Origin of the sequence: Shewanella sp. SM69 (assembly GCF_025653985.1) — a bacterium.
Classification (GTDB): domain Bacteria; phylum Pseudomonadota; class Gammaproteobacteria; order Enterobacterales; family Shewanellaceae; genus Shewanella; species Shewanella oncorhynchi.
In genome coordinates this window covers 358,375-370,658 of sequence record NZ_JAKKRV010000001.1, presented here as the reverse complement: position 1 = coordinate 370,658, position 12,284 = coordinate 358,375, and the positions used below count along the sequence as shown (strand labels likewise).

Genomic DNA, 12,284 nt, shown 5'->3' with positions numbered 1-12,284 from the left:
ACATGACTCATCTCACATTTCAACTTTGATAATTTCAAAAAAATCAAAATTTACGATTGGCACTCAATAATGGTGTTTACCGTAGCAAGCTGGCCCTGCTGACTTGATTACGTCCATGCTTTTTAGCTAAGTATGATTGCTTATCTGCGGATTCGATAAGCGTTTGCCATTTCAAATGCCGATGAGGTTGAATACGCGCAACGCCAGTTAATGGTGACCGCTTGGAAACTAGAGTAAATGTAAAGCGAGCACTGCGTTGACGATGAGTTATGTTCATCGCGCCTAAATGCTGAGTATCCGGTAATAGACAAATAAATTTCTCACCACCATAGTGCGCAACCAAATCGTTCGGGCGGTGTATCGCTGTGCGTAGTGCTTTTGTGACGAGATATATACATTGATCATCACTACTGATGGTTACAAGGATCGCTGAAAAGTCTAATTCATTTAAATCAATTTTTTGCAACATTTACAAAATTTAACATTACACTCTTGGCGTGTAGGGCAAATTTAGCCAAATAGGAACGCCATACCGCACGGCGCTCTCTAACACTTTGCTTCTTAGAGAGGGAAGTAGAACGCAATCAGCAAGGCAAATATGCCGTACAATGAGCTTACTGCGACCAATGCTCGCGCATCGACAACGCCTCGTCGAAATAGCTGCCATAGAAAATAATAGCCAAAGCAGTAATGACTCCTGCCGCCATCAGTGGGCCATCAAAAAGCCATGGCGTAAAGAAGATACCCAACGCACTGGGAATCGTTGCCTGAATCATCATGGCACCAGAAATATTGGCCAATGCCAAGCGTTCCTTTCCTTGCCGTATCCATATGAGTGTGTTCATCATCTCGGGCAGCTCCGTCGCCACCGGACTCAGCAGCAATGCTACCAAGTGTGGTGACCATTGTAGCGCTGTGCCAATGGCCTCAAGTTGACCTACGAATATATGGGATGCAATGCCTATGACGATCAGGGACAACACGGCTTGCAGCGCCGCCCATTTTAACGATGGCTCTGTCACGGAAGGTTGAATTTTGAGAGGTTCAATCTCTTCTTCTTCAGGCGCCGTGTCGCTCTCCTTAATTTCGCGCCAGACATAGATTGCGTAGGCGGCGAGAAACAAGACACCCAGCCACGGCTTGATGGCAAAGGCGATTAGGCCAAGTGCTACTTTCACTACAAACACTGCGAGAAAGGCGAGCTGGTCGTGACTCATACGGGCGTGATCGGCACGTACATGATACGTTTCCCGTTGAAGGCGGCGATGGTGGTAAATCAGTGCCAAGCCGACCACTGCATAGGCTAAGGTTGCGAGCACGAGCGGACCGCCCATGGCTGCGCCGACGCCAATGTCCTTTTGCTCTGGTGTTTTGCCGAAGACAACGGCAATGAAGGTCACCGCCGTTTCAGGTAGTGCTGTACCGAAGGCAGCAAGTACAGAACCCACTGCAGTCGCGCCGAGATTCAAACGGCGGCCGAACCATTCGATGCCGTTGACGAAGTATTCGCAGGCCAAATAAATGGTACCTGCTGAGATGAAAAACAGAGTAAGAGTAAGGATCATGTGAGCAATCCGGCCGGGCGAGCAATAATCCAATGGCACGACAACACTGCTCGCCCGGCTGGGAAAGCGTATTGCGGCCAAAGGTCTCGCCTGGCTCTCCGCATTCGCAGAGGCTGACCACGCCATGAGGTGTTAGACCTCAATTTTGTTGACGTGGGCTCCTTAGTGGGAGGCTAAGGATGACTACTCCCCAATGACAATGGGGCATTTTACCGTTCTTGCAGGTAAATGTCGCCATTAGGTTTTAGTGTGCTCATAATTTCAAACTCTGTGCATGGTATTGATTTTGTGTTGTTATTTTTTTCTTCTCAGAAGTTGAAAATAGTAGGTATGCGGGAAACAACAACTTTGACAGATCTATTTTGTGATCTTTTGATCTTTGCTTTATGCGCCCTTTCTCTTAGCTTTGTTAGACTTATGGTAGTTGAGCTGCGAAATTATAGGCAGCATATGAAGAAATTTTCGATAATCGTATGCATACAAATTTTGGAATATTTCGTTTATCAGGAATGTTACAGGCATCAGTGGAAGAACCTAGGTGTGGCGGCTCGCAATCGAAATCCCTCGGGCTAGCTATCCATTGCTTCTGGCTCACAATAACTGCAAATGAAAAACGCCATACCTGTAACCCTGCCGCCCGTATTTAATCGCGTTGACTGGGTCTCCACTATCATTAGGTTGAAGCTGTGATTTGTTTAACAGTACTATCGCAACAACCTTTGTTAACTCAACAAACTGGACTGCAGAACATTATGAAAAATAACCAACCGGCTCAACCCTCACGCCGGACAATCCTGAAACAAACACTTGCTGTCTCGGCCCTTTCGGTAACTGGGCTGGCGGCCTTATCGGTGCCCTCTATCTCTTTTGCGGCATCCCTCAGTAAAGAAGAACGTGATGGCATGACACCTGAGGCTGTGATTGAACATTTTAAGCAGGGCAATCTGCACTTCCGGGAGAATCGCACGGCGAAACATGATTATTTGGCGCAGAAACGCAACAGTATTACGGGTCAGTATCCTGCTGCAGTGATCCTTAGCTGCATTGACTCACGTGCGCCAGCGGAAATTGTGCTGGATGCGGGGATCGGCGAAACGTTCAATTCTCGTGTTGCGGGTAATATCAGTAATCGCGATATATTGGGCAGTATGGAATTCGCCTGTGCTCTTGCTGGTGCGAAATTGGTGCTGGTTATGGGGCATACCCGCTGTGGTGCGATACGTGGCGCTATTGATAATGCAGAACTAGGCAACCTGACGGGCCTGCTGAATGAAATTAAACCTGCTATTGAAAAAACCGAGTACACCGGAGAGCGTAAAGGGAGTAATTACGATTTTGTCGATGCTGTGGCAAGAAAGAATGTTGAACTGACTATCGAGAATATCCGCAAAAACAGCCCAGTACTGAAACAGCTGGAAGATCAGAATAAAATTAAAATCGTTGGTAGTATGTATCACCTTACTGGCGGTAAGATTGAGTTTTTCGAGGTATAACGGCAACATAAGTCCCTAGCCCAAAAAGTCAGCCTCGCACTCTACTAAGAGATTATTAAATTTTATCTCTGATGCTAATGTATGTTTTGAGTATACCTAAAGCATACATCCAAATGAGATGGTTTTTCTGTCTCATTTGGATGTTATGTTTTCCTCATCTAAAGCCTAACGAGACATTTTTAATAACAATGGCCTTTTACGGTTATGCTCGGGTTTGAAGCAAAGATCAGGAGCTCGCCTTGCTGACGCAAACTCTGCGCGACAGAACACTATTGTAAACTGAACACTGCATTGAAATTAAGCACTACCAATAAAGCTGACCGTCATCTGTCTATCACTTAATGTGAGCTCAGTAAGATTTTATTGTCACTTACTGAGCCGAAGATTGCGCTAATTACGAGCACAAGGGATTTCGATTGTGAGCCGTTACACCTAGGATTTGTTATCTACTGGCAGAGTTTATGAGCACTGATGGTTGGTCTGAGCTTCATTTAGAATTAGAACACACTGCTAAAGTAATCAGAAGTATCGAGCCGGAAGTTCTTAAGCACTTGTCATACACACCACTTTTTAATAGATAAACATAATTAGACAACATTTTTTGCAATTAAAAATAGTATTGAATTTAGAAGTGATTTTGTTGTTTAGCAGCTGTGATATTGGAAGGTTCTTAAACGAAATTTGTACATATATTTATTATAAATCAATGGTTAATCTTACATGTTTCCGTAGTCGTGCTAAAATATTGACCCAGCTTTATCATCTTTCATCTTCATTTATTTTCGTTCTCTAAAGCATTTAACATGATGTTATTGAAAGTTAAATAGCTTTACTGGGATTCGTTGTCATTCACATCAATTTAGTTTGCTACAACTTAGATGTGAGTACATATCTGTATATATTGGGTTCTGCGTCAGATTAGCTAAAATCACATGTACACAGGGTAATTAAAATGTCTTTATCTGACAATTGGTTACGTGCAATAAACGGCAAACCATATTTAGAGAAACCAGAGCTTGCAGACCGCGACGGCTTAAGCGTTCGTATTACCCCTGCAGGGACTATAACATGGCAGTATCGATTTAGGATTGATAATCCATCAGGGTGCTTAACCTTTGGTCTCTACCCGGATTTAGGACTTGCTGACGCACGTAAGCTGGTCCCTGCGTGACTAAATTCATGGGTAAATATTATAGATCCCCATGCGTTTTGGAAACCGCTTAACACATTCGAAGGCCGATCAGTTCTGCTTTACTCGAGATATTATAAGAACAGTGGAACTTATATCACTCGCCATGGCGCTTTCCCACGGCAAGCGACCGGGTAATGTTGCTTCCATTAATGAGCTGGTCCGCGATATGAAATCAAGACTGGCATATCCACGATTTTAGACGGACATTATCGACCAGAATGTCGGAGGCTGGGGGATTTATAGCGTTACTGTGAGTATGGGATAAGTTCAGCAACCATGATAAATAGCGTTCCAAATTAGTTAATGTACATAACTTAACTATTATGTTGCTGCTGACATTCATGACACCAACCCGCTAATTCAAGCTGTGGGCTCGATAAGGTAAATTCTGCTTGGCTAACATTCAACTGTAACTGTTCAACAAGAGCAGTGGGCAATGCTATCTCCGTGACTTTTTGACAAGTATTACAAATTAAAAATTGATTGTGAATGTGATGATCGCATACATGATGGCAGGCAATATACTTATTCACCGTTAATAACTTATGCACTAATTGTTCCTGTACTAAGAAATCCAACATGCGATAGATAGACATTATGGGTAAACTCTCGCCCAAACTTTGTTTTAACACATCGGCAATTTCATAGGCAGACAAAGGAACATCATGTTCCTGTAATACGATAAGTACTTTTTTGCGCTTACTGGTAAGATTGATGCCTTTTTCTTCACACTTTTTCACTACTTCACGCAGTAAATCAAGATTTTTTCCTGTCATAGAACTGCCAATTTTTTTGAAATGATCATACTTGAACAGTTTACCTGATCCACCCCTTCTAATGACAATCTTTGTTAGCAATCATCAGTCACCATACCGAGAGCTGTTCTGATTGCCATTTACAATCAGTAACTTAATTTGCTTTCATTCATATTGAACTCGACTGATACATAATGATACGTTATAACATATCATTTTTTCAGCAGTAATCATATGGAGACGACCCACAAAATGAATTCCCACAAATACCTTCTGTTATTAGGTGTTGGCACTTTAGCTGTTTCAGCAGAACCTATTGAACGTATCAATGTCACTGGGCATGCTTTAGAAAAACCATTAAGCCAAAGAATACAAGCCAGTAAAATCGAACTCAGCGGCGATGAACTAAATAATCGTAAAGCCGATACCTTAGGAGAAACTTTAAGCCAATTACCGGGAGTAGACAGTGGTTTTTTTGGTAGCTCATCGGGTAGGCCACAAATCCGTGGATTTGGTGGAAACAGGGTTAAAATGTTGCTCAATGGAACTCAAGTTGAGGATATGTCGTCGGTGAGTGAGGATCAATACATCCCCATCGAGCCCTTTCTTGCTGATAGTATCTTGGTCATTAAAGGTCCTACAGCTGTGATTGCCTATGGTGGGCAAGCGATGGCAGGCATTGTTGATCTCCAAGATGGTCGTATTCCATTGAGCCCAATCAATGGGTTTAACAGTCGCGCTGAAGTGAAAGCTGGCTTCAATAGTACAAGTACCGCACTGGCAAAACTTACCGCAGGGAATGAATCTTTTAACTTTGCGCTGAATATGATCAACAAAGACCGTGGTGACTACGATATCCCTGGATATTCTAAAGACAGCGATTGTAAAACGTGGTCAAAAGTCGTAGGTGCCGCACAGTTTGCCGATCTATGCCAAATCAAATATGCGCAACCTGTGTGGCAGATGAACAATCAATTAAAACGCTATGAAGATGCTACACCTTTAGAACAACAAATTATCACCGACTACTCAATAGACAGTAATGGCACTGTACTTAACAGCAGCCACCACACATCATCATTCTCGGCAGGCGGAAGCTACACTGGCCAACAACGTCTTTTGGGCTTGGCTTATGGTTATACGGACACTCATCGCGGTATTCCGGGATTTATGCGTCGTGGCAGCAGTGCACCAGTGGATTTTGATCAACGGGGTAATATTCGAATTTTCTCCCGTGGTGATCGCGTAGATATGAAGTATGTCGAAAACTGGGATGACAATTGGATAAACTCATTTAGCCTCGATGGCGCCTATTCGAATCAAGTCGATGATGAGCATATGGCAGAGGTATCCGTCAACCAATTCGAACTTACCTCTTGGGTCATTAGCCCTAAGCTCTATCATAGTTGGACATCAAACTTCGATGGTGTCTTAGGATTACAGTACGACACTAAAGCCTATAAAGGGGAGGGCTATGACAATTACATGCCTGATGTCGATAGTCAAAACTATGCAGCCTATACGCTACAAATCCTGCACTTTGGTCCGGTTACTTTTGAGTTTGGAGGTCGTTATGATGCGATTAAGCACCAAGTAAACGCAGAGGGTTACAAGGTAGGTCGAGGCTCAGGAGCGAATGTTAAAGATAGAAATTTTTATCTCCAAAGCTACTCAGGATCACTGCAATGGGACATATTGCAAAATTGGTCAACACGAGTCAATTACGTTCATGCCGAGCGTGCTCCTGAAATGAATGAGCTTTACGCCAGTAACCCACACTATGCTCTGTTAATTGAAGAACAGGGCAGCTCAAATCTTAAAAAGGAAATTAATCACTCCTTTGAAATAAATACCATCGCTAAAATCGCCGATTTACAGCTAATGGCAAGTTGGTATCAAAATCAATTCAATGATTTTATTTATCTTGGTAGTACAGGCCTTGAGCGTAATGGTACTTATGTTCGTGAATGGCGCCAAGCAGATACAAACAATCAAGGGTTAGAGGTACAAGCTATCTATACCTTCCCGTGGCAAAGATGGGGAGTTTTTGAGCTCAGCGCATTTACTGACAGAGTGAGAAATACTCCTCGATATCAATATGATGGTAGTTACGACATCTTTAGTACTCGCCCACCTCTCGCAGGTGAGCGGGACGAATACTTTCGCCGCAGGTTAGAAGGCACTTCAATGCCTCGAACACCACAATCCAAAACAGGCACTGCACTAAATTGGCAGTATGATGCGCTTACTGTGTCCATCGATTATGTTTGCTATCATTCACAAGGTGACGTTAGCAGATTTGAGAGGCCCTCTGAATCTTATGCTTTGCTCGGAGCCAATATCACTTTAGATCAAGTCATTTCGAAAGTGCCGACTCAATTCTACCTAAGCTTAGATAATCTTACCGATGTAGATGCGCGCCCACATAACAGTTTCCTAAGGCATTTATCCCCTATGCCAGGCCGCTCAGCGGCTATTGGTGTCAGAGTGCAATTCTAAAAAGTTTCCTTCAAGGCTAATGGCCTTGAAGGTTTTCATTTGATTTCTTGATACCCAAGGCCAAAAATCTAACCTCCTTCAATTCAAGCCGCGACTTGCTATTTTTTATCCCATTTTCCGAGAGATGTTTTTAAGTCATGACGGACCCAAAGCGTTTATCTGATGAAGCCTATTCAATGATATTTCTTACATAATATGGAAAAGTCATCCATTGGATTGAGTAAGAAATCTTTACCGACAATGGAAGTCATTTCTGATTCAGATATAAAAGGATTGTCAATTTTAAAAACTAATCGTTGATTCAATTTACTTTTTATCAAAAAATCGCAATGGCGTTGATAAAATAACTGGTCAAATTGACCATTATCGATAATTCTCTGGAGGCCAATTTGTATTCGCTGAGCTAAGCGAGGTTTGTTAGGTGAAACATAATAATATGTCGCTAGCGGAATATGTAGCATGATGCTTTCATCAACAACGAGATCTGGATATTGTTGATTAAACTGCTTAACCTCTTGAAAGACTTCATTCACTCCGCGGCCAAATGTTATAAACCGTCCTTTTGATAACATATTAAATAAATTGTCATATTGATTGCTTTCTATAATCTTAAATCCTGCTTGTTGCATGGCAACTTTAGTTGACCATTGGCTACCTGAACCAGTATCAAGAGCAGTTAACTGCGCTAGAGAGGTGATTTGAGCTAACCTAGGTACATTTTCCTTTTTAATAATAAAAATTCTAAATCCTTGAATGCCTTTTCTAATGGGAATTTTTATTGGAATAAGCTGTTTATTCCACTGTAGGTTAGAGGCTTCTGCAATAACATTGATGGTTTCACCCTCTTGTAATGCTCTGAAGATACGATTTCGACTCATTATTAGATCTGAGACTTGTAGTGATGCTTCACCAAAATCGGCTTTGGTTACATCAATAACTAATTGTAAAAGGTCATAAGTATACTGATATCTGTGATCAAGCTTGGATTCTGACTGATTGATAATGAATTGATCATTAGCAGAAGTGACGGGTATGTTTGCCAAGACCCACAGGGAAAGAATACAAAAAATAATGCCCAGTCGCTGTAAATTATCCATCAATAAACTCATTGCTAGAGGTTGAAATTGATTCGGTGTGCTTATTTTAGCAGTAGCCTAGATGGCTTGCGGGATAAAGAAACAGATGATAAGCGTAAATGATATATTTTTTTAGTTTGGGTTTATGTGAGTTGTAAATCAATTTAGACAGCCCAACGGTGTTGGCACTGGGTGCGAGTGGCTCGCAGAATATTTTAAAGTCCTTATGTTGTTTAGCCATAGTGTTTTTAATATGGCTTTACGTTATATATGCATAAACGTGTTTGTAGTCTGGCAACGATTTTGGGGGAAGTTTGAAGGTCGTGTTTATTGCGTTAATCATTTATGAGAACGTGCTTTGAGCGTTTAACCAGCGCCGGCGCATGCTCCACGTTTTTACAGTGCTATCACTTTGGCTCTACTGCTGATGTTGAACATATAAATTGACCACTCAAGACCCAGAGAGGACATCAATGAACTCGGATAAAATTTTAGAATCTGCACAAGCAACCTTGTCTGGATTAATACCATTTCCTCAAATTGTCGGCAATCTTATTGCTGAAGGTGTCGAGTATTACTATGTAGACTATGCCTTGAAGTTATTTACTTTCTATAGCGCAGCAGGTTCTACAGTACAATCACCTTTATCATTTGAGGGACTTCCATTAATTGCTGACAATTTTAATGTGATTGAACTCAGAGCTGCCATCTTGGATAGTCAGCAGCATGGGCAAAAATTTCGGCTTTTCTGCCAGCGCGCTATGAATGCAGGAGTTCAAGGTTATTTCGTGTTTTTGCGAGGTAAACGTGTAACCTATTTTGGCCGTCAAGGTGACCAGCATACCGAATGGTTTTCTGGCGCTAAGCCGAGCGATGTCTAACAATGCTGACTAGGCTCGCCACTTTCTGGGCAGGGTGCATCGTGAGTTTTACATTGGGTGAATGGTTACGTGAAGTTCATTGTATACGTCACTTACATCTTCCTGTGCTTAACGTTATAGATCACTGGAGGCATAAATATGCTACCACGCAATGTCACTACTATTTCTCGAATGCCGATTTACGGCATCATGAAGATTAAGTCATATCTTGCGATGGTAATGGTTTACGGGGTGATTTTAATTGGTATTGGACGGTACAATTGCGGTTAAATAGGAGAATAATGTCTTATGTACCATCAATTTCTAAATGAACCTATGGTGCTTGATGTTGCAAAGGCATCAATACTCACATTACGGCTACCCGACGATGTGAGTGATTTTATTGTGTCGCAGGCGATCAATGCCCCTTTACTAGAGATTATCGTCATAGCTGAAGCCGGAATTCAGCAAAATATAGTCATCCGCTTCCAGCCGTTTATGGGTCTTAAGGTCGAATCGTTACCGCAAAGCCCTCAGGCTTTCAATACACCAATAACCCGCAGCCTTGGGCAAGGTTTTAGGCTTTATACACGGATGGGAACAGCTGCGAAATTTTGTGCGGCAGAATTGAGGCGAGGTGTATCTTTTACCTTAGATACGACTCGTCATTTAGGTGCAGATAATGACTTAATAGGTGCAAATAGTTACTTAACTTTTGCCTTACAAGCTAATTCAAAGTTTGAGTTAGTACCCTTAGAAGCGGATTTGCGGGTTTTGCATGAGCCCAAAGCGTTAATGGTTGCTAAAGCTCTGTTAGCAAGGCACTACGACTATGCCGCATCATCTGAATCTCTTGCAATTTACATGACCGAAATCGAGCAGGTTAGATTAGAATTGCAGTCGTTTATGCGCGGGGAGCTTGGTCAATGTCACGCCAGCCTTGCTGATGAAGTATTAAGGATCGATCCCTTGCTACTGCAAAAACAACAATGGTTATTTAGAACCTATACCCATATGTTTGAGCGTCCAAACTACAGCCGCGCTGCTAATGATGTCGATAACACTGATAAGCTATTAAGAAAATTAGAGTGTTATGAATTACTCGCTTCACCGGAATTGATCCTGATGGTAGACCGATTGATGGAAGACGAAACGTAAACTTTTCTTACCCAAATTTAGCTAAATGATAAGAGTCCATTATGCATTATTTATGTCCCCTGTGTGCCGCCCCACTAACGTTAACGGAGCGAACTTGGGGTTGTTCACAGCAACATAAGTTTGATATGGCCAAAGAAGGCTATGTCAACTTATTACCTGTACAGAAGAAAAACTCAAAAGATCCTGGTGATAATAAACAGATGATGTTTGCTCGGCGTGAATTTTTAAACGCGGGTTACTATCAAGGTTTGAGTGATAGAGTGAATGAGCTCGCACTTGAGTTTGGTGCCGAAGCAAAACAAATCCTCGATATAGGCTGTGGGGAAGGATACTACAGTCAACGTTTATTCCATGTGTTGAGCCAGCACCATGATTGCAATTTACAAGGTATAGATATTTCTAAGTCTGCAATTAAATATGCAGCTAAACGTTACCCTAATTTGCAATTTTGTGTCGCAAGTGCCTATGAAATGCCTATCGCATCCCAAAGTGTCGATCTTGCCATTCGTATTTATGCCCCTTCAAAAGTAGAAGAGTTACAACGGATTATGGCTGATAGAGGCTTACTGATAACGGTTTCTCCGGGACCTTTACACCACTTTGCGTTGAAACAACAAATTTATGCTGAGCCAAGATTACACCCCGTTTCCACAGCGCATATTGCTGGATTTGAGTGTCTGCATCAGGAGCGCTTAATCTCCCAGTTAGAGCTGGTAAACAGTGAACATATCGCTCATTTTTTAGAAATGACGCCCTATGCTTGGAAGTTTACTCATGCCCAAAAGCAAGCATTTGCGTTGCAAGGACTGAACTGTGAATTGGATTTCCAAATTGAGGTGCATCGAATTTCAAAGTAAGCGATAAGATTAAGCTATTGAAATAAATTATTTAAAATGCTTAACTGTACTTGCTAAACAGCATGAACCTAGTGTTCTGCTAGCCGGTTGCAAAACCGTAAAGTAGATTTAGGCAAAATAAATAATCCAAAGTGTCGCAGTGTGTTGACTTATCTTTAGAATGGTTTATAGTCTTATCAGCTTGAAGGTTGGGCTTATATTTATGTGTTCAATACGACCAGTTCGTCCTGTAAACATAAGTAATACCGGCATTTTCCAGCTCCACCCGCCGTTAAGGCTTTAATTTTTTATTTACAGGATTTATATTATGTCTCAAGTTACTGGTGTTGTTAAGTGGTTCAACTCTGACAAAGGTTTCGGATTCATTGAGCAAGAATCTGGTCCAGATGTATTCGTACACTTCCGTGCGATCAACTCTGACGGTTTCAAAACTCTTGATGAAGGCCAAAAAGTGTCTTTCACTGTGACTCAAGGTCAAAAAGGTCCACAAGCTGAAAACGTAACTATCATTGGTTAATTTTCAGTGCTGTTAGCCTAGAGCTGATAGCAATGGATTAAAGGGCTATGGTTAATTCCGTGGCTCTTTTTATTTGTGCGAAAAATAAAATTTCATTTAGTTTAGATTGTTGAATCCAGTATAAGCGACGAGATCCACTTAACATGTCGCATTAATTTAATGCTTAAATCTGAAGTTAATCCTCTAATCTTTCTCTGTTAGAATCCAATTCTGATATCTCCAATATTTTCAATAAAACCATTTGATACACTCTCCTTATTTTTACCCCTGTAACATTCAATTCCATTATATGTTAACTCTTAACGCTTGCTC

Annotated in this window: 11 protein-coding genes and 1 riboswitch; of the genes, 7 read left to right on the top strand and 4 right to left on the bottom strand. The window is 41.7% G+C overall.

Going from position 1 to position 12,284, the window contains the following annotated elements:
* Positions 1 to 76: 76 nt before the first annotated feature.
* A complete protein-coding gene (locus L5M37_RS01750; RefSeq protein ID WP_263199164.1) occupies positions 77 to 469 on the bottom strand; it encodes a GGDEF domain-containing protein in 393 nt (130 codons plus the stop codon).
* A gap of 145 nt (positions 470 to 614) precedes the next feature.
* Entirely contained in the window at positions 615 to 1,646 is a 1,032-nt protein-coding gene (locus L5M37_RS01745; protein WP_263199162.1) for a sodium:calcium antiporter, read from the bottom strand.
* 11 nt (positions 1,647 to 1,657) lie between these two features.
* Positions 1,658 to 1,769, bottom strand: a riboswitch (yybP-ykoY riboswitch).
* Positions 1,770 to 2,317: 548 nt separating this feature from the next.
* Here L5M37_RS01745 and L5M37_RS01740 point away from each other — a divergent pair.
* Together L5M37_RS01740 and L5M37_RS01735 are read left to right on the top strand one after the other, a co-directional pair.
* Positions 2,318 to 3,058, top strand: coding sequence for a carbonic anhydrase (locus tag L5M37_RS01740; protein WP_263199161.1), 741 nt, complete (start codon positions 2,318 to 2,320; stop codon positions 3,056 to 3,058).
* Positions 3,059 to 4,010: 952 nt separating this feature from the next.
* Entirely contained in the window at positions 4,011 to 4,229 is a 219-nt protein-coding gene (locus tag L5M37_RS01735) for an Arm DNA-binding domain-containing protein (protein WP_263199159.1), read from the top strand.
* 335 nt (positions 4,230 to 4,564) lie between these two features.
* Here L5M37_RS01735 and L5M37_RS01730 read toward each other — a convergent pair whose 3' ends face one another.
* Positions 4,565 to 5,026 (bottom strand): Fur family transcriptional regulator, encoded by a 462-nt coding sequence (locus L5M37_RS01730; protein WP_049821724.1) that lies wholly within the window; start codon positions 5,024 to 5,026, stop codon positions 4,565 to 4,567.
* Positions 5,027 to 5,257: 231 nt separating this feature from the next.
* On the opposite strand from L5M37_RS01730, the gene L5M37_RS01725 reads away from it, so the two are divergent.
* Positions 5,258 to 7,504 (top strand): TonB-dependent receptor, encoded by a 2,247-nt coding sequence (locus tag L5M37_RS01725; RefSeq protein ID WP_263199158.1) that lies wholly within the window; start codon positions 5,258 to 5,260, stop codon positions 7,502 to 7,504.
* A 173-nt stretch (positions 7,505 to 7,677) separates the two neighbouring features.
* Here the strand turns inward: L5M37_RS01725 and L5M37_RS01720 are convergent, their stop codons facing one another.
* Positions 7,678 to 8,601: a hypothetical protein gene (locus tag L5M37_RS01720; RefSeq protein WP_263199156.1), complete on the bottom strand. Its 924-nt coding sequence runs from the start codon at positions 8,599 to 8,601 to the stop codon at positions 7,678 to 7,680.
* 452 nt (positions 8,602 to 9,053) lie between these two features.
* Between L5M37_RS01720 and L5M37_RS01715 the strand changes: the two genes are divergently transcribed.
* The 4 genes from L5M37_RS01715 (at position 9,054) to L5M37_RS01700 (ending at position 11,972) form a co-directional block, all read left to right on the top strand.
* Positions 9,054 to 9,461: a DUF1398 family protein gene (locus L5M37_RS01715; protein WP_131523931.1), complete on the top strand. Its 408-nt coding sequence runs from the start codon at positions 9,054 to 9,056 to the stop codon at positions 9,459 to 9,461.
* A 288-nt stretch (positions 9,462 to 9,749) separates the two neighbouring features.
* Entirely contained in the window at positions 9,750 to 10,598 is an 849-nt protein-coding gene (locus tag L5M37_RS01710) for a hypothetical protein (protein WP_263199154.1), read from the top strand.
* Between the two features lie 41 nt (positions 10,599 to 10,639).
* Complete coding sequence (rlmA, locus tag L5M37_RS01705) at positions 10,640 to 11,455, top strand: 23S rRNA (guanine(745)-N(1))-methyltransferase (protein WP_263199152.1); 816 nt, start codon at positions 10,640 to 10,642, stop codon at positions 11,453 to 11,455.
* A 307-nt stretch (positions 11,456 to 11,762) separates the two neighbouring features.
* Positions 11,763 to 11,972, top strand: coding sequence for a cold-shock protein (locus L5M37_RS01700; protein WP_011789734.1), 210 nt, complete (start codon positions 11,763 to 11,765; stop codon positions 11,970 to 11,972).
* The last annotated feature ends 312 nt before the right edge of the window (positions 11,973 to 12,284 follow it).

Excerpts from the sequence above, each read along its gene's own strand:
- L5M37_RS01720 (WP_263199156.1), bottom strand. The coding sequence starts at position 8,601 with ATGGATAATTTACAGCGACTGGGCATTATTTTTTGTATTCTTTCCCTG.
- L5M37_RS01730 (WP_049821724.1), bottom strand. The coding sequence starts at position 5,026 with ATGACAGGAAAAAATCTTGATTTACTGCGTGAAGTAGTGAAAAAGTGT.
- L5M37_RS01700 (WP_011789734.1), top strand. The coding sequence starts at position 11,763 with ATGTCTCAAGTTACTGGTGTTGTTAAGTGGTTCAACTCTGACAAAGGT.
- L5M37_RS01750 (WP_263199164.1), bottom strand. The coding sequence starts at position 469 with ATGTTGCAAAAAATTGATTTAAATGAATTAGACTTTTCAGCGATCCTT.
- L5M37_RS01725 (WP_263199158.1), top strand. The coding sequence starts at position 5,258 with ATGAATTCCCACAAATACCTTCTGTTATTAGGTGTTGGCACTTTAGCT.
- L5M37_RS01740 (WP_263199161.1), top strand. The coding sequence starts at position 2,318 with ATGAAAAATAACCAACCGGCTCAACCCTCACGCCGGACAATCCTGAAA.
- L5M37_RS01715 (WP_131523931.1), top strand. The coding sequence starts at position 9,054 with ATGAACTCGGATAAAATTTTAGAATCTGCACAAGCAACCTTGTCTGGA.
- L5M37_RS01735 (WP_263199159.1), top strand. The coding sequence starts at position 4,011 with ATGTCTTTATCTGACAATTGGTTACGTGCAATAAACGGCAAACCATAT.
- L5M37_RS01710 (WP_263199154.1), top strand. The coding sequence starts at position 9,750 with ATGTACCATCAATTTCTAAATGAACCTATGGTGCTTGATGTTGCAAAG.
- rlmA (WP_263199152.1), top strand. The coding sequence starts at position 10,640 with ATGCATTATTTATGTCCCCTGTGTGCCGCCCCACTAACGTTAACGGAG.